Source organism: Sulfurimicrobium lacus (assembly GCF_011764585.1).
Taxonomy (GTDB): domain Bacteria; phylum Pseudomonadota; class Gammaproteobacteria; order Burkholderiales; family Sulfuricellaceae; genus Sulfurimicrobium; species Sulfurimicrobium lacus.
The window spans coordinates 1,109,903-1,126,685 of record NZ_AP022853.1; the positions used below are offsets into that span (position 1 = coordinate 1,109,903).

General features: G+C 61.6%; 18 protein-coding genes. 10 read left to right on the top strand and 8 right to left on the bottom strand.

The window, feature by feature from the left end; genetic code table 11:
- Nucleotides 1-36 precede the first annotated feature (36 nt).
- Together SKTS_RS05640 and SKTS_RS05645 are read left to right on the top strand one after the other, a co-directional pair.
- Nucleotides 37-762 (top strand): class I SAM-dependent methyltransferase, encoded by a 726-nt coding sequence (locus SKTS_RS05640; RefSeq protein ID WP_244617454.1) that lies wholly within the window; start codon nt 37-39, stop codon nt 760-762.
- 22 nt (nt 763-784) lie between these two features.
- Complete coding sequence (locus SKTS_RS05645) at nt 785-2,260, top strand: HDOD domain-containing protein (RefSeq protein WP_173061551.1); 1,476 nt, start codon at nt 785-787, stop codon at nt 2,258-2,260.
- Here SKTS_RS05645 and senB read toward each other — a convergent pair whose 3' ends face one another.
- Nucleotides 2,261-3,205: a selenoneine biosynthesis selenosugar synthase SenB gene (senB, locus tag SKTS_RS05650; protein ID WP_173061554.1), complete on the bottom strand. Its 945-nt coding sequence runs from the start codon at nt 3,203-3,205 to the stop codon at nt 2,261-2,263.
- A gap of 115 nt (nt 3,206-3,320) precedes the next feature.
- On the opposite strand from senB, the gene SKTS_RS05655 reads away from it, so the two are divergent.
- The 4 genes from SKTS_RS05655 (at nt 3,321) to pnp (ending at nt 7,454) form a co-directional block, all read left to right on the top strand.
- Entirely contained in the window at nt 3,321-4,154 is an 834-nt protein-coding gene (locus SKTS_RS05655) for a pentapeptide repeat-containing protein (protein WP_173061557.1), read from the top strand.
- Nucleotides 4,145-4,939 carry a TrmH family RNA methyltransferase gene (locus tag SKTS_RS05660; protein WP_173061560.1) on the top strand — a complete coding sequence of 265 codons (795 nt, stop codon included), beginning with the start codon at nt 4,145-4,147 and terminating at the stop codon, nt 4,937-4,939. The genes SKTS_RS05655 and SKTS_RS05660 overlap by 10 nt, the downstream gene beginning before the upstream one ends.
- A 63-nt stretch (nt 4,940-5,002) precedes the next feature.
- Nucleotides 5,003-5,272 (top strand): 30S ribosomal protein S15, encoded by a 270-nt coding sequence (rpsO, locus tag SKTS_RS05665; RefSeq protein WP_173061563.1) that lies wholly within the window; start codon nt 5,003-5,005, stop codon nt 5,270-5,272.
- 61 nt (nt 5,273-5,333) lie between these two features.
- Nucleotides 5,334-7,454: a polyribonucleotide nucleotidyltransferase gene (pnp, locus tag SKTS_RS05670; RefSeq protein WP_173068978.1), complete on the top strand. Its 2,121-nt coding sequence runs from the start codon at nt 5,334-5,336 to the stop codon at nt 7,452-7,454.
- A gap of 112 nt (nt 7,455-7,566) precedes the next feature.
- Here the strand turns inward: pnp and SKTS_RS05675 are convergent, their stop codons facing one another.
- The 7 genes from SKTS_RS05675 to purM all read right to left on the bottom strand — a co-directional run bounded on the left by SKTS_RS05675 (nt 7,567) and on the right by purM (nt 14,030).
- The gene (locus SKTS_RS05675; protein ID WP_173061566.1) at nt 7,567-8,682 is read right to left on the bottom strand and encodes a methyl-accepting chemotaxis protein; all 1,116 of its coding nucleotides are present in this window, start codon (nt 8,680-8,682) and stop codon (nt 7,567-7,569) included.
- Complete coding sequence (locus tag SKTS_RS05680) at nt 8,619-9,269, bottom strand: cache domain-containing protein (RefSeq protein WP_173061569.1); 651 nt, start codon at nt 9,267-9,269, stop codon at nt 8,619-8,621. Before SKTS_RS05680 ends, SKTS_RS05675 begins: the two co-directional genes overlap by 64 nt.
- A gap of 76 nt (nt 9,270-9,345) precedes the next feature.
- A complete protein-coding gene (locus SKTS_RS05685) occupies nt 9,346-10,632 on the bottom strand; it encodes an RsmB/NOP family class I SAM-dependent RNA methyltransferase (protein WP_173061571.1) in 1,287 nt (428 codons plus the stop codon).
- A gap of 2 nt (nt 10,633-10,634) precedes the next feature.
- Nucleotides 10,635-11,660 carry a DUF3108 domain-containing protein gene (locus SKTS_RS05690; protein ID WP_173061575.1) on the bottom strand — a complete coding sequence of 342 codons (1,026 nt, stop codon included), beginning with the start codon at nt 11,658-11,660 and terminating at the stop codon, nt 10,635-10,637.
- A gap of 5 nt (nt 11,661-11,665) precedes the next feature.
- Complete coding sequence (locus SKTS_RS05695; protein ID WP_173061578.1) at nt 11,666-12,361, bottom strand: DUF3108 domain-containing protein; 696 nt, start codon at nt 12,359-12,361, stop codon at nt 11,666-11,668.
- Nucleotides 12,361-12,996: a phosphoribosylglycinamide formyltransferase gene (gene purN, locus SKTS_RS05700; RefSeq protein ID WP_173061581.1), complete on the bottom strand. Its 636-nt coding sequence runs from the start codon at nt 12,994-12,996 to the stop codon at nt 12,361-12,363. The genes SKTS_RS05695 and purN overlap by 1 nt, the downstream gene beginning before the upstream one ends.
- Nucleotides 12,993-14,030, bottom strand: coding sequence for a phosphoribosylformylglycinamidine cyclo-ligase (purM, locus tag SKTS_RS05705; RefSeq protein ID WP_173061584.1), 1,038 nt, complete (start codon nt 14,028-14,030; stop codon nt 12,993-12,995). Before purM ends, purN begins: the two co-directional genes overlap by 4 nt.
- 96 nt (nt 14,031-14,126) lie before the next feature.
- Here purM and hda point away from each other — a divergent pair, with 96 nt between their 5' ends.
- From hda to greB, 4 genes are read left to right on the top strand one after another with little or no spacing between them, the layout of a single operon-like run.
- Nucleotides 14,127-14,792, top strand: coding sequence for a DnaA regulatory inactivator Hda (hda, locus tag SKTS_RS05710; RefSeq protein WP_173061587.1), 666 nt, complete (start codon nt 14,127-14,129; stop codon nt 14,790-14,792).
- Nucleotides 14,792-15,445, top strand: a complete 654-nt coding sequence (locus SKTS_RS05715; protein WP_173061590.1) for a HEAT repeat domain-containing protein — start codon at nt 14,792-14,794, stop codon at nt 15,443-15,445. Before hda ends, SKTS_RS05715 begins: the two co-directional genes overlap by 1 nt.
- Nucleotides 15,438-16,118: a protein-L-isoaspartate(D-aspartate) O-methyltransferase gene (locus SKTS_RS05720; RefSeq protein WP_173061593.1), complete on the top strand. Its 681-nt coding sequence runs from the start codon at nt 15,438-15,440 to the stop codon at nt 16,116-16,118. The genes SKTS_RS05715 and SKTS_RS05720 overlap by 8 nt, the downstream gene beginning before the upstream one ends.
- Nucleotides 16,111-16,668 (top strand): transcription elongation factor GreB, encoded by a 558-nt coding sequence (gene greB / locus SKTS_RS05725; RefSeq protein ID WP_173061596.1) that lies wholly within the window; start codon nt 16,111-16,113, stop codon nt 16,666-16,668. The genes SKTS_RS05720 and greB overlap by 8 nt, the downstream gene beginning before the upstream one ends.
- Nucleotides 16,669-16,783: the final 115 nt, after the last annotated feature.

Here is a 16,783-nt window from a genome sequence, read left to right on the forward strand (position 1 = left end):
TTGTCCATATGCCGGACGTTACCGCCGGGCGTAAAATTGCTGCTGCTGCAGTTGGCTGCCGCCGCACTGTGGCTGCTCCTGGCCATGCCGCTGCTGCGCTGGTCCGGCGTGCTTATGTCGTTTTGGCAGCACGCCCTGGGCGCTGGCGCGGTGGCCGTATTCCTGGGGCTGGCCTGGCGCTTGCCGGGTTGGTGGCTGCCGATCAATCTGCTCTTCATTCCCGGCTTGCTGGTGATGCAGGGTCTCGGCCTCGCTTCCTCCTGGTACCTGGCGGCATTCGCCGTGCTGTTGCTGGTGTATGGCGGTGTCGCACGTAGCCAGGTTCCGCTCTATCTTTCCAGCCGGAAAGCATGGCATGCGGTGGCCGGTCTCGTGCCGGCACATGCCGCCGTGGTCGATCTGGGTTCTGGTCTGGGCGGGATGCTGGCGTTTCTTGCGCGTCAGCGTCCGGAAGGCAGGTATGTCGGCGTCGAAACCGCACCTTTGCCTTTTCTGCTGGCCTGGATTCGCGCGCAGCTCGGCGGTGCCCGCTACACCATTCGCTGGAACAGTTTGTGGAAAGTCGATCTGAGCGCGTTCGACGTGGTTTATGCCTACCTTTCGCCGGTACCCATGGCTGCACTATGGCGCAAGGTTCAGGCCGAGATGCGGCCCGGTACGCTGTTCATCAGCAACACGTTTGCGGTTCCCGGGGTTGAGCCTTGCACGGTGGTGCAGTTGGACGACTTGCACCAATCCAAACTGTATTTGTACCGCTTGTGAACCGGGCCAGCGTCAAGCAGTCATGACAGACACCCTGCCCAACACCATCCACGAGTGGGTCACCTTCCTGGAAGCTCAGGATGTGCCGGTGTTGCGCCGCACCGCCCTGGAGTTGGAGAAGCTGCGGCCCAGCGCGGAACGCATCTCCGCGTCCAAGCTCGCCGTGATTATCCTGCGCGATCCCCTGATGACGCTGAAACTGCTGCGTCTTGCCAATTCATCCCGGCGCGGCAGGCTGAGCAACGAGATTACCAGCGTCGAGCACGCCATCATGATGCTGGGGGTCGTGCCGCTGTTCAAGCATTTTTCCACCCTGGCCGTGCTCGAGGATATGCTGGCGCAACAGGAGCTGGTCCTCCATAGCGTGCTCCAGGTTTTCAGCCGCGCCCTGCATGCCGCATATCAGGCGCGGCAATGGGCGCTCCAGCACCAGGATATCCGGGTGGAAGAGGTCTATATTTCGGCCCTGCTGCACGATATGACCAACATGATGCTGTGGATCTATGCGCCGGAACGGGCGCAGGAAATTCGTGCCACGGTGCAGCGCGAACGCGTGTACTACGGCCTGGCGCATGAAAAGGTGATGGGTTTTTCGGTTGCGGATTTTCGCACGGCACTGGCCGCGGCCTGGCGTTTTCCCGACATGCTGGCCGACCTGGTAGATTGCCGCAATGCCGGTCAGTCGCGCGCTCAAGGCGTGCTGCTGGCCGTTTCCATTGCCCATCTGGCGGAAAGAGGCTGGTATGGCACGCAAATCGACGCCACGCTGGAAGCCATGGCGGACCTCCTGAACCTGCCGTTGGAGGAGACCGTCCTGCGGGTACACCAGACCGCAGTGGCCGCTGCGCGCCACTGGGAATGGTACGGTGTGACCCCGGCGGCAGCCTGGTTGCCCATGCTCCCCGGTGCATGGGAGGAAGAGCCGGTCGCCCCCGTTGCCGAAAGCTCGGAGGAAGCGGTGCACGATGATACGGTTTGCCTGATGCCGGACCACGCCGGGTTGCAGTCGATCATGGATGAAATCAACGCCCACCTCGACGGTTCGCTCGATCTCAACGGGATGATGAGCCTGATTCTGCGTGGAATGCATGAAGGGATTGGTTTGAATCGCATCGTGTTCATGCTTCTCACGCGCGACCATGAGCACCTCAAGGCCAAGTACGTCCATGGCGCCCAGCCGGGGTCGCCGTTACAGCAACTGGATGTGAGCTTGCGCATTCCCAACCTGTTTTCCCGTCTGCTGGAAAAAATGCAGGGGGTGTGGTTCGGCCCTGCCAATGCGAAGACGCTGGCGCCGCTGATTCCGCCGGACGTACGTCAGGTGATAGGAGAGGGGGAGTTCTTCGCCATGTCGCTGTTCGTGCACGGAAAGCCGGTGGGTTTGTTCTATGCCGACCGCAAGCATGGCGAGTGTTCCCTGGACGAGCGCAGCTATCTGGAATTCAAGAAACTTTGCGTGCGCGCCGCGGACGGCTTGGCGCATCTGGCGCGGAAGTAATTAAAGTTCTGCCAGCAAACTGGCCAATCCTGCACGCTCCCGCTCCGGTGTGAACAGCGGACGACGCGCAGCGCATTGCGCCTGGAGTTGGGCGTAGAACACGGCATCCGATTCGGCGCGCCACAACAGTTTTTCCAGTGCCTGCTCGTCCCCGCAAGGGTAATAGCCGACATAATCGGTGCCCAGCATGCCGATATTGCCGGCAATGTCCGACGCGATCACCGGCACGCCGGCCGCCAGTGCTTCGCAAATCACGTTGGCGCCGCCTTCCATCAGTGAACTGATGACCATGACGTGGCTGCTCGCCAGCTTTTTTGTCGCCTGCCAGTGCGGCTGGTTGCCCAGCCAGCGATAACGCTGGTCTTTCTGCATCAGGGCCTGCGCTTCTTCGGCCATCAGCGGACTCAGTGCGCCGCCTAGATGGATTACGCGGATTTTCGAACCGCTGGGCAAGTAACGCAGGGCATGGGCGCAACGGAAAGGGTCCTTTTCTTCGCGCAGGTGGCCGATCACACAGGCTTGAAAGCGAGTCTTGAGCCTGGGCTCTGGCGGGGTGGCGGGTGCCGATTGATAGATTACCCGGGTCTTTTCCCGCAGTGCGGGTTCGAGTTCCATCAGCCCCTTCTCCTGCAATACAATCATGCGCGTCGCCAGTTGCATGGAGCGCCGAGCGGCTGCGTCATGGCGGATGTCGCGGTAAAGGTCGGTGCCGGTCAATGCCAGGATCAAAGGGCAGCCAGGATAGGTTTCAGCGAAGCGCCGAATCGAGTCGTGACTGCGCCGGGCATGCAGGGCGAGCATCAAATCGGCCGCTGCGCCATTCCATTCCACCTGGATGTCGACCCGGTGGCCGAGCCGGCGCAGGAAGCCCGCCCAGCGGCAGGCGGTGTTGCGGTTGCCGGTGCGGGAGCGGCCGGCGCTGGGGGTGACGAGGACAATTTTCATCGCAGGTGATTCAGGCTAGACTTGCGCAATTCATGACGATAGTAAATACGATGATTATAAGAAAATGACCATGACGAGCCACCGCCAACTTTGGTACGTACGGCGCGGAGACAATGTGAGCGGGCCGTTTCCCACGCAGGTCGTGGCCAATAATACCTTGTTGAGCAGATTTCTGCCCACCGACGAGGTAAGCCTGGACCAGTTGGAATGGAAGCCGCTGGCGACGGTGGCTGAACTGCTGCCGCGGGAATTGCTGGAGTTGCGCGACGAAACCGATCCCGAGCATCGCCAATGGCTGGAGGAACGCCTCAAGGCGGCGCGCCGCTGGGCTGACCAGCGCACGCATGACGATCGTCGCCACGCAGAAGAAGCTGCCGGACGGGGCGTGCCGGATGATGGCTTGCGGGGCGAGGAGCGCCGCAAAGCCGATACGGATGACGAAGTCCTGGCCTTGCCGCATCATCACGCGGCATTGCCGCAGGAATCGGCTTTGCGGCGCTATCTTGGCGTGTACCTGGGTATTGGGGCTGCAGTGCTGCTCGTGGCGCTGGGTGTGATCTATTACCAGCCGGTCAATCCGGTCAAGGTGGGGGTCATGCCAGTCCAGCCCTTGTGCAGCAAAGCGGCTGCGTCCGGGGTTAACTGGAGCGGCTGCGACAAACAGGGGGCGCTACTGCGCGGCGTTGATCTGGCCGGCGGCAATCTGGATTATGCGGATCTATCGCACGCCGTTTTGTCTGGCTCCCGACTCGACCATGCTTCACTGGTGGGGACCAATCTCAGTGCCGCCGATCTTACCAATGTCAGCATGCGCAACGCCGACCTGAGCAATGCCGACCTGAGTGCGGCCAATATGGAGTCGGTGAATCTGACCGGAACCGTGCTGGACCATGCGATCTGGGTCGATGGCCGGGTGTGTGCCGAGGGCTCCTTGGGGCAATGCCGGTGAAGCTGATCAGCTCGCGCGACAACAGCCTGTACAAATCCCTCAAGAAGCTGGCCCAATCCGCCCGCGAACGCCGGAAATCCGGCAAGGCGCTGCTTGACGGTGTGCACCTGATCGTTGCCCACACAGAGCGCATCGGGCCTCCGGAGATGCTGGTCGTGGCGCACGCCGCGCAAGACAAGCCGGAAGTCCGCGGGCTGCTGGAACGTTTGCCGGACGTGGCCTTGATTGTCCTGAGCGATGCCTTGTTTGGCGAATTGACGCCGGTGGATACCCCGAGCGGCGTGTTGGCGCAGGTCGCGCTGCCCGAACTGCCGCTACCGCAGGCGCTGCAGTGCGTCGTGCTGCTCGAAGCATTGCAGGATCCGGGTAACCTGGGGTCGATCCTGCGTTCCGCAGCCGCAGCCGGCGTGGATGCGGCCTATCTGTCGCCCGGCTGTGCCGATGCCTGGTCGCCCAAGGTGCTGCGCGGCGGAATGGGTGCGCATTTTGCCCTGGCGATCCGGGAGGACGTGGACCTCGTCGCGGCAGCGCAAGCGTTTGCCGGGGAAGTGGTGGTTACCAGTCTGCAGGGAGAAATAAGCCTTTTCGACCTGGATCTTTCCGGTACGGTCGCTTTCGTCATCGGCAACGAGGGGGCCGGCGTGTCGCAAACCCTGCAGCAGGCCGCGACCAGGCGTGTGCGCATCCCCATGCCGGGGGAGGTGGAGTCGCTCAATGCTGCCGCCGCTGCCGCCGTCTGCTTCTTTGAGCGGGTGAGACAGCGACAGTCGACATTAGCCCCTTAATTCGCTTGTGAATTTCACCGGTTCACGGGTAAAATGCACGATTTCAGTTTTTGGAGAGAAGTAATGGCTGTAACCACCCCACAGAAAGCACAGATCGTGCAAGATTATCAAACCGCAGCGGCCGACACCGGATCCCCGGAAGTGCAAGTTGCCCTGATGACCGCACGCATCAACGACCTGACCGGTCACTTCAAGGAACACGCCAAAGACCACCACTCCCGCCGTGGCCTGCTCAAGCTGGTGAGCAAGCGCCGCAAGCTGCTGGACTACCTCAAGGGCAAGAGCGGCGATCGCTACCGTACCCTGATCGAGCGCCTGGGCCTGCGTAAGTAATTCAGTCTGCACAGGTAATTAATCGGCAGCAAGCGTGAGTAACAAGAAAAAGGATCTGGCATTGAAGCACATCAAAAAAAGCTTTTCGTACGGGCGTCATGAAGTAACGCTGGAAACTGGCGAAATCGCACGCCAGGCACATGGCGCCGTGATGGTGGACATGGACGGCACGACCGTGCTGGTCACCGTGGTGGGCAACAAGGACGTCAAGCCCGGGCAGGATTTCTTCCCGCTGACGGTGGATTATCAGGAACGTACCTATGCCGCGGGCAAGATCCCTGGCGGTTTCTTCAAGCGCGAAGGCCGTCCTTCCGAGAAAGAAATCCTGACGTCGCGCCTGATTGACCGTCCGCTGCGTCCGCTGTTCCCGGAAGGCTTTTACAATGAGGTGCAGATCGTCGCCACGGTGATGTCCTCCAATTCCGAAATCGACGCCGATATCCCGGCCATGCTGGGCGCTTCCGCCGCCCTGGCGATTTCCGGCATTCCCTTCGATGGCCCCATCGGTGCGGCGCGCGTCGGTTATATCGACGGCAACTACGTGCTCAACCCGACCGCGACCGAACTGAAATCCACGCAACTGGACCTGGTGGTCGCCGGTACCGACACCGCCGTGCTGATGGTCGAGTCCGAAGCGAACCAGCTGTCCGAGGAAGTGATGCTGGGTGCCGTGGTGTTCGGTCACGACCAGATGCTCGCCGCCATCAACGCCATCAACGAACTGGCTGAAGAAGTGGCACCGGAAGCATGGGAATGGACTGCTCCCGAGAAGGACGCTGCGCTGGTGGCGAAGATTGCCGCACTGGCCGAAGCCGATGTGCGCAAGGCCTACCAGATCAAGCAAAAGCAGGCGCGTTATGCCCAAGTAGACGAAATCCGCAGTCGCGTGGTTGCAGCCGTTGCCGGCGACGATGCCGATGCGACGCGCATCAACCACATCAAGAACCTGTTCCAGGACCTCGAAGCCAAGGTCGTGCGCGGCCAGATCCTCGACGGCGAACCGCGTATCGACGGTCGCGACACCCGTACCGTGCGTCCGATCACCATCCGTACCGGCGTGCTGCCGCGCACCCATGGCTCGGCGCTGTTTACCCGTGGCGAAACCCAGGCACTGGTGGTTTCGACGCTCGGCACCGCACGCGACGAACAGAAAATCGACGCGCTGCAAGGCGAGTATTCCGACCGCTTCATGCTGCACTACAACTTCCCCCCGTACTCCACCGGAGAAACCGGCCGCGTCGGTACGCCCAAGCGCCGCGAAATCGGCCACGGCCGTCTCGCCAAGCGCGCCCTGGTGGCAGTGCTGCCGGATGCGGCGGACTTCGCCTACTCCATGCGCGTGGTTTCCGAGATCACCGAATCCAACGGCTCAAGCTCGATGGCCTCAGTGTGCGGCGGCTGTCTCTCCCTGATGGACGCCGGCGTGCCGCTCAAGGATCACGTGGCCGGTATCGCCATGGGCCTGATCAAGGAAGGCAACCGCTTTGCGGTGCTGACCGACATCCTGGGCGACGAAGATCACCTCGGCGACATGGACTTCAAGGTGGCGGGTACCGAAAACGGTGTGACCGCGCTGCAGATGGACATCAAGATCAACGGCATCACCAAGGACATCATGAAGGCCGCGCTGACGCAAGCCAAGGAAGGCCGTCTGCATATCCTCGGCATCATGAAGGAAGCCGTGGGCAAGCCGCGCGAAGAGTTGTCCAGCTTCGCGCCGCGCATGATCACCATGAAGATCAATCCGGAAAAAATCCGCGACGTGATCGGCAAGGGTGGCGCAGTGATCCGCGCACTGACCGAAGAAACCGGCACTAGTATCGATATCGCCGAAGACGGTACCGTGACGATCGCGTGCATGAGTTCCGAGGCCGGTGACCTGGCCAAGAAGCGTATCGCCGACATCACCGCCGAAGTCGAAGTGGGCAAGACCTACGACGGCACGGTGCTCAAGCTGCTGGATTTTGGCGCCATCGTCAGCGTGTTGCCTGGCAAGGATGGCCTGCTGCACATTTCACAGATCGCCCACGAGCGCGTCAATGCCGTGGCCGACCACCTCAAGGAAGGTCAGGCGGTCAAGGTGAAGGTGCTGGAAGCCGACGAAAAAGGCCGTCTGCGCCTGTCGATGAAAGCCCTGCTGGAAGCGCCTGCACCTGCGGCGCCTCATACCACCGCCGAGTAATTTCAGGCGCGTGTCAGAAAAAAGCCCCACGATATTTCGTGGGGCTTTTTTTATGGGGAGAATGCATGGAGTTCGTTAGTATCCGGCGCCTCTTCGTGCGCAGTTCCGGAAATTAAATCCTGAACTGACTGACCGAACTTTGCAGTGAGGCGGCGAGTTGCTCCAGATGCTCAGCGGTACGGGCGATTTCCTGGACTTCAGCGCTGTTTTGTTCAGTCATGCGTGCGATCTGCTCAACGCTGCCAGCGACCTGCCCGCTTGCCGTGCTCTGTTCGCGCAGCGCTTCCATGATTTCGCTCACCGAGGCGATGACCTGATCGGCACCGGAGCGGATTTTCTGCATCGATTCGCCGGCCTGACGTGCCTTGTCCACACCTTCTTTGACGCGGGCGGTGCCTTCTTCCATGCTGCTAACCGCGCCAGCAGTGCCGCTCTGGATACTGCCGATCATGGTGCTGATTTCCTCGGTTGATTTGCTGGTACGCTCGGCCAGTTTTCTTACTTCGTCTGCTACCACGGCGAAACCACGACCCTGTTCACCGGCACGTGCCGCTTCGATTGCAGCATTGAGGGCGAGGAGGTTGGTCTGGTCGGCGATTTCCTTGATCACGTTAACGATGGCTGATATCTGGTTGGAATGCTCGCCCAGTGTTTGAATCATCTGGGTGGAGTGTTGCACCGAAACGGCGATTTTGGTCATCTCGGTAGCGGCGTCCTGCACGATTTCACCACCTTTGGCGGATAGCGTGCCGGCCTGCTGGGCGATGTTGTACGTGTCGCTGGAGTTGTTTGCAACGTGATCGATGCTCACCGACATTTCCTCCACTGCGGCCGCCATCGAGGCCGCAGCATCGTTCTGCTGGCTGGAACTGGCGGCAACGTGCTGTGAGGATTCGGACAGATGGGCCGCGCTGCTCATGACGTCACGCACCCCGGCCACCACCTGGTGAATGATGGCCTGGAAGCTGTTGACCATTTCGTTGAATGAGTGTCCGATCTCGCCGATTTCATTGTTGGTACGGATAGTGACGCGGCGGGAAAGGTCTTGCGTGGTCTGTATCGCTTTCATCGCATCGCGTAGTTCCCCTAGCGGGCGGGTGATGCTCCTGATAATTACCAGCATCGAAGCGCTGATCAGGACGGTGACCAGCAGCACGATGGAAATCAGCCAGACCGCGCGCTGCCAGAAAATGCTTTCCAAGTCGTCGATGTAAATGCCGGAGCCCACCAGCCAGTTCCAGCCCTCGAATTTCTTGACAGCTTGGTGTAAAGCTCCGTCGTGGTGCCGCCGCCCGCCTTGGGCTTGGGCCAGTTGTAGGTGACGAAGCCTTGCCCGGCCCGGTTTGCGACTTCGTTGAAAGCCACGAAGAGGTTTTTCTTGCCATCGGTTTTCTCTATCGGACCGTCGAGGCCGGCTTGCAGGCTGGTGGCGCAGTCGAATTTTTTCGCGTCCAGTACCTTGCCATCAAGCGCAGGGACCGTCGGGTGCATGATCATTTTTGGCACTGGCGCGGTAAAGTCGTTGAGCCAGAAGTATTCCTTGCCTTCGTAGCGCATGCCTTTGAGTTCCGCGACCGCGGCCTTTTTGGCGGCCTCTTCGCTGAGCAATCCGCTTTTCTGCTGCTCGTAGTAGTGTGCCAACACGCCATGAGCGACTTCGACCAGGTGTCGGGTTTTGACCTTGCGGTCCTCGAGCAGGGTGGATTTCTCCGAAATGAGCGCGAAGATGGAAACAGTCAGCATGCCCGCCAGCGCCAGCACGATCACCAGAAGTAAGCGGCTTTTGATGCTAATGGTTGGTGCGGCCTGGCTCATCTCGTTTTACCCCCGTCTGATATTGTCCGGAACGATTAGTGATTCATCGCTTACCAGCGGGAAGTATATGCCAGGTTCATGATTTTTCCATCACTGCAGCAAAGAAACCGTCGGTAGCGTTGAGATGGGGCAGAAGCTGCAGGTATTTCCCGGTGTTGAGCGGGATGTTATGCGCAGCCAGAATGTCACCGGCATCGAGCAGTTTGTATTCCGGATGCTGAGCAAGAAAGGCTTCGACGATCTGCTGATTTTCCTCCGGCAGGAAGCTGCAGGTGGCATAAACCAGGCGTCCGCCGCTTTTCAGCAGGCGCGATGCCGCCAGCAGGATGGCGGCCTGCTTTTGTGTCAGTTCGGCGATGCCTTCCGGGGTCTGGCGCCACTTCAGGTCGGGGTTGCGGCGCAAGGTGCCGAGTCCGCTGCACGGCGCATCCACCAGTACGCGGTCGATTTTCCCGGCCAGGCGCTTGATCTTGAGGTCGTTTTCGTTGGCGATGAGCTGCGGGTGCAGGTTGGACAGGCCCGAGCGTTTCAGGCGCGGTTTGAGGTTGTTGAGGCGTTTTTCCGACACGTCGAAGGCGTAAACGCGACCCTGGTTCTGCATCAGCATGCCCAGCAGCAGCGTCTTGCCGCCGGCGCCGGCGCAAAAATCCACTACCATTTCGCGACGCTGCGGCGCAAGCAGGTAGCCGATCAGCTGGCTGCCTTCGTCCTGTACCTCGATCTTGCCCTTGATGAACAGCGGGTTCTTGTTGAGCGCGGGCTTTTCCTTGAGGCGCAGGCCAAGCGGGGAGTAGGGCGTGGGTTCGGCGGCGATGCCGTCATTCTTGACCAGGGTATGTAGCACGTCGTCGCGCTTGTCCAGCATGGAATTGACGCGCAAGTCCAGCGGGGCGGGCTGCTGCATGCCGCGCGCCAGGGTCAGGATGTCCGCGTCGGACATGAAGGCGCGCATTTTCTCCATCAGCCAGTCCGGGAAATCGGCCTGCACGGCGAGCGGCAGGTCGCTGGTGGGAATGGCCTTGAGCTGTTTCAGCCACTCGGCTTCGCCTTCCTGCAGCAGCGGTTCCAGTTCGCGTGCGTTGATGCCCTGCAGTTTCATCAGCGTGGCCAGCGCCAGTTGGCGCGGGGTGGCGTCGGGGCCGATCAGGTGTTCGAGCAGGCGCTTGCGGCGCAGGGCGGCGTAGATGTTGTCGGCGATGAAGGCGCGATCCTGGCCGCCCAGTTCGCGGTTGACGCGGAAGTAGTAATGCAGATTGGCGTCGGCGGGCTCGCGCAGCGTCATGACGTTTTTCATGGCGTGGACGAGGTGGCCGAAGCGGGAAACCGGGATGGACGCGGCGGTTCTGGGAGCGGGAGTGGACATGATTATTGAACTTTGATGGCGGTGACGGTTTGTTCCATCACACCGCCTTGTTTGTCGGTGTAACGGATCTTGACGGGGAGGTAATGATACTCTGTTGCCAGCCAGATTTCCGTGTTTTCTTTCCCCTGCTGGCGGGCCTGGCCGATATGTAACGTCTTGATCGGACCCAGGCCGGTATCCAGGGTTTCCTCGCCGAGCGATTGATAGCCGTAGTTGTCCAGCTTGCGCCCGGTAGTAATGTGGAGGCGGGTACTGACACCCTGCTGCGGCGGGTTGTAGGCGAGCTGGTACAGAAAGCTGAGCAAGTCCTGCGTGCCGTCCGGAAGCTTCACGGTGCGCGTGTCATCGCCCGTCCCGAAACTCAGCTGCGAACTCTCCCAGTCGAAGCGGGCGCTGTCGGTCTTGTCCGCAGCCTGGCCGCGCTGCACCCAGTAGGACGTAGGTTTCAACCCTTGCGGCGTGATCTCTCCCTGGCTGATCTGCACATGCCGGCCGCTGACGAAAATCGACACGATTCCGCTGGCCTCGGCGACCTGGTCGATCGCGTAATGGGTACCGTCGCGTTTCCAGGTCTGTTGCACTTTGCCCACCACGAAGCCTTCCCGGCCCTTTATGAGCGCATAGCGGATTGTCGCTTGCACGGGCAGGGGGATGGCGTTATCCGCCGGCGTTTCGGTTGCAGCGGGTTCCGCTGCCGGCGGTGCCGTGTTTTCTGCCTTGGCGGGGGCGGTTACAGGCGCAGGCTCGGGCGCTGGCGCTGGCGCTGGCGCTGGCGGCGCGGCCGGTGGCGGAGGCACGGAAGGTGGCGGCGATGTGTGCTTGCGGGAGGGTTTGTGCGCCTTGCTTGCGTGGCTGGGGACTGGTAGCGGCGCGGGCGGTCCGCTCGTGATGCTGGCCTCAAGCACGACCGAGTCGGGGCGATAGTCAGGGACGTGGACGGCCGGGCCGAAGGTGACGATGAGGTGGGCCAGCAGCGACAGTCCAAGCGCCCACGAAAAGCGTTTGACTGTTATGCGTGGGATGGCCACCGCCGCTAGTCCATCTTAAACGACAGGCTTTCCAGTTGCTGTTCCAGCCTGCTGCCGTTCTTTTCGTCGAATACGATGCGCACCGGGAAATAGTGGCTCGATTTTGCCAGCCACAGTTCGATGCCATCCTCGTCGGCAGTGCGTTCCTTGCTCAGGTGTATTGTCTGAAAAGTGCCGGCGGACACGGCAGTGGTTTCTTCCTTGACGAAGCGGTAATGGTAGGGCGTGAGCTTGCGGCCGGTGCTGATATTGAAGTCCACATCGCGCTTTCCTGGCGCCTGGAACATGAACTGGTAGAGCTGGCTGAGGCGGTCCTGGGTGCCCGGAAGCAAAGGGGCGGTTTCGACCTTGCCGTCGTATTTGTGGCTGACGACGAGTTTTCCCCAGTCGAAGTCGGCGACGATCAGCTTGGCCGGATCGGCGCCGCGATGGTGCTCGAAATGCAGGGGGCGCAGGCCGTCTTTGGTGATTTCGCCGCTACTCTGGAGGCGGATGGCTCCCCTGGCAAACAGGGCGAAGATGCCCGTTGCGCTGGTGGTGCTTTCAATGCGGTACTGCTGGCCATTGCGTTCGAAGCGCTCGTTTACCTCGCCTACCAGTTGGCCGCTCTTGATGACGCGGTACTTGGCCGTAACCTGTTGTGGTGGCGCGGCCAGCGCGACGCTGGTCAAAAATACCGAGAGCAGGAGGAGCAGGCGCATCACGCGTCCCAGGGCGAGCGCAGGGCGGCTGTGTTCGCTCTGCTCGTGCGCACGGTGACTTTGCCCTGATCCAGCGAAATGCGGTCTTCGGCGAACCAGCGGATGGTCTGGGGGTAAACCAGGTGTTCCTGCTCCAGCACCCGTGCCGCGAGCGTGTCCGGCGTGTCGTCGTCCAGTACCGGAACGGCGGCCTGAACGATGATCGGTCCGTGGTCCACGGTGGGGGTGACGAAGTGGACCGTGCAGCCGTGAATCTTGACGCCTTCCTGCAGGGCTTTTTCGTGCGTGTTGAGACCGGGAAAAGCCGGCAGCAGGGCGGGATGAATATTGATCAGGCGGCCCTGGTAGCGGGTAACGAATTCCGGCGTGAGGATGCGCATGAAGCCGGCCAGCACGACCAGATCGGGAGAAAATTCGTCGATCTTCGCCGCCAACGCGGTGTCGAAGTCGGCGCGGCTGGAGTATTGCTTGTGGTATACCACGGCGGTGTTGACACCGTGGCTGGCAGCAGTTTCGAGTCCCTTGGCATCGGCCTTGTTGCTGATGACTGCCGCGATCTCGACCGGCAGCTTGGCTTCCAGGATCGCCTGCATGTTGCTGCCGCGACCTGAAATTAAGATGACGATACGCTTCACTGCACGACCGTCTGGGGCTGCCCGTCCGCCTTGGTTTCGATGCGCCCGATGCGCCAGACCTGCTCGCCGCTGGCGCTGAGCGAGGCTATGGCCGCGTCCGCGTGCTCGGCGGCGACGATGACTACCATGCCGATGCCGCAGTTGAAGGTGCGGTGCATTTCCTTCTCCGCGACGTTGCCTTCCTGCTGCATCCACGAAAACAGCGGCGGCATGGGCCAGCTGGCCTTGTCCAGCACCGCGGTGAGGTGCGGCTGCAGCACGCGCGGGATGTTTTCCAGCAGGCCGCCGCCGGTGATGTGGGCCATGCCCTTGACCGGCAGCTCGCCCATCAGCTTGAGCAGCGGCTTGACGTAAATGCGCGTCGGCGCCAGCACCACGTCGCGCAAGGGGCGGCCGTGGAAATCGCTGTCGAGGTCGATGCCGCTACGCTCGATGATCTTGCGCACCAGGGAGTAGCCGTTGGAGTGGGCTCCGCTGGAAGCCAGTCCCAGCACCACGTCGCCGGCTACGATGGTTTTGCCGGTAATGATCTTGTCCTTCTCCACCGCGCCCACGGCGAAGCCGGCCAGGTCGTATTCGCCCGCCGGGTACATGCCGGGCATTTCCGCTGTTTCGCCGCCGATCAGCGCGCAGCCGGCCTGTTCGCAGCCCGCCGCGATACCTTTGATGACGTCGGTGGCGGTCGCCACGTCGAGCTTGCCGCAGGCGAAATAGTCGAGGAAGAACAGCGGTTCGGCGCCCTGCACCAGGATGTCGTTGACGCTCATGGCTACCAGGTCGATGCCCACGGTGTCGTGTTTGCCGGTCATGAAAGCCAGCTTCAGCTTGGTACCCACGCCGTCGGTGCCGGAAACCAGCACCGGGTTCTGGTATTTTTTACCGATTTCGAACATCGCGCCGAAACCGCCCAGGCCGCCCAGAACCTCGGGGCGCATGGTACGTTTGGCGAAGGGCTTGATGTTTTCCACCAAGGCGTCACCGGCGTCGATGTCCACCCCGGCGTCGCGGTAGCTGAGAGAAGTAGGCTGGCTCAAGTTATAATCTCGCTTTCTGGAAGATAAAGTATCTGCTTTTTCAAGCTGCCATTTTACTTGAAATAGCCGCAAAACGCCCCTAATGAAACAGAACTGATGAAACAGCTCCTGCTCGATATCGCCGCCGACGTGCCCCCAACGCTGGATAATTTCCTCCCAGGGCGCAACGCCGAACTGCTGCACACGCTGCAAACCATCCTGCAGGGCGGGGTGGGAGAGCGTTTCGTCTATATCTGGGGCGAGCCCGGCAGCGGCAGATCGCACCTGTTGCGCGCCTGGATTCACGCCGCGCTGCAGCAGGGGCAGCAAGCTGCCTATGTGCCGGGTGAAATCCCGGAACAATGGGAGGGCGGCGGGCTGGTGGCGGTGGACGACGTGGCGCGTCTCGGCCAGGATGGACAGATTGCACTTTTTCACCTCTACAACCGTCTAAGAGAGACTGGCGGCGCGCTCCTCGTCAGCGGGCCGGTGGCACCGGCGGGGCTTGATGCGCGCCCCGACCTGTTGACCCGGCTGGGCTGGGGGCTGGTCTACCAGGTGCATGGCCTTAACGACGCGGAAAAGGCCGTGGCCCTGCAGGCGCACGCGCGGGAGCGGGGTTTTTCGCTGCCGCAGGAAGTACTGGATTACCTGTTGCGCCACTGGCGGCGCGACCTGCCGTCCCTGATGGCGGTGCTGGACGCGCTCGATCGCTATACCCTGGAACAGCAGCGCCCGGTGACGCTGCCGCTGTTGCGCCAACTGCTGCAACTGGAGCTGTGATGGATAGAATTATTCCCGATGCCCTGATGCTGCTCGCGCCCGGCTGTCCGCATTGCCCGGCGGTGCTGGAAGGCTTAAGCGCGTTGGTGAAGGATGGCGGGCTCGGCACGCTCGAGGTGGTGAACATCGCCGTCCACCCCGAACGGGCGGAACAACTCGGCGTGCGCTCGGTGCCGTGGGTGAGGATCGGCGAATTCGATCTGGATGGCGCGCAGACCCCAGCCGAGTTGCGCCGCTGGGCCGAGCTCGCCGGTTCACCTCAGGGTATGCCGGCTTATTTCCTCTATCTGCTCAAAAACGGACGCCGCGCCAAGGTGGAAGAAATGGCGCGCCAGGACCCGCAGCGCCTGCTCTCGCTGGTCGACCTGCTGGCGGACGAGGAATCCAGCATGGCGGTGCGCCTGGGCATCGGCGCGGTGCTGGAAGAGCTGCAGGGGAGCGGCATCGCCTCGGCCATGGTGCCTGGCCTGGGCGAACTGACCCGCCATGCCGACCCGCTGGTCCGTGCCGACGCCTGTCATTACCTTTCCCTGGTCGGCGGCGAGGAAATCGCCCCCTACCTGCGTGCCTGCGTGGACGATCCGGATGCCGCTGTGCGCGAGATGGTGGCGGAGATTCTGGCCGAAATGGACGAGATTCAGGAAGATGGCTGACGACTCAAGCCAGGTCGAGCGATTGCTCAAGGATATCGATTGGGAAAGCGCGCAATGCCGTTCCTGGATCGGCAAGGAGAGGCTCGACCCCCGCGTGCTGGAAGCGCTTAAGGAGGTGCCGCGCCACGCCTTCGTGCCGGCATGGCAAGTACCCTATGCCTACGACAACGGCCCGCTTCCCATCGGGTACGGCCAGACCATTTCCCAGCCCTTCATCGTCGCGTTGATGAGCGACATGCTGCGCACCGAAGCGCATCACGTGGTGCTCGAAGTGGGCTGCGGCTCGGGCTACCAGAGCGCGGTGCTGTCGCAGCTGGTGCGGCACGTCTATAGCGTCGAGATCGTGGCCGAACTGGCAAAAGCGGCGCAGGAACGCCTGGCGCGGCTGGGATACGCCAACGTGACGATACGTCACGGCGACGGCTATCACGGCTGGCCGGAACACGCGCCATTCGACGGCATTATCGTCACCGCCGCCGCGCCCGATGTTCCTCCGTCCCTGATCGCGCAGCTCAAGCCCGGCGGCAGACTGGTGATCCCGGTGGGGCAGCCGCATGGGCAGCAGGATTTGATGCTGGTGGAAAAAAACGCAGCGGGCGAAGTGTCCTCGCAGAATATGCTGCCGGTGGCATTCGTGCCGCTGACCGGCGACCACGGAGCAGAGCATGAGTAAAGCCTTTACCAGGGAGAGCGATGATGACGACGAGGACCTCGACGCTGCGCCCAAGCTGCCCCAAGGGACGAAAAACTACATCACGCCGGGCGGCTATCGACGCCTGCTGGAGGAGTTCGACCAGCTATGGAAAGGGGAGCGCCCGGAACTGGTGAAAGTGATCCACTGGGCCGCCTCCAACGGCGACCGCTCGGAAAACGGCGATTACATCTACGGCAAGAAGCGCCTGCGCGAAATCGACCGGCGCATTCGTTTTCTCTCCAAGCGGCTGGAATATTCCGAAGTCATCGACCCGGCGCAGCGCGGGGATTGTGACCAGGTGTTCTTCGGCGCCACGGTGACGGTGAGCAACCAGCGCGGCGAAGAGAATACCTACAGCATCGTCGGCATGGACGAGGTCGATCTCGGCCGCGGTCATATCAGCTGGATTTCGCCCCTCGCCATGGCGCTGCTCAAGGCGCGGGAAGGCGACGTGGTGACGCTGCGCACACCGGGCGGAGTGGAAGAGCTGGACGTGGTGGAAATCCGCTACCAGGCGCTTGATGCCTAGGCGGGACCAGACCTCTGCAGCGATTGATTTCACTGATAAATAGGCTGGCCTCGTGCCGGCCCAAATTGTTTTTATGCCCGGTTCATTTCCTGGATTTGAGGCGTATGATTATATT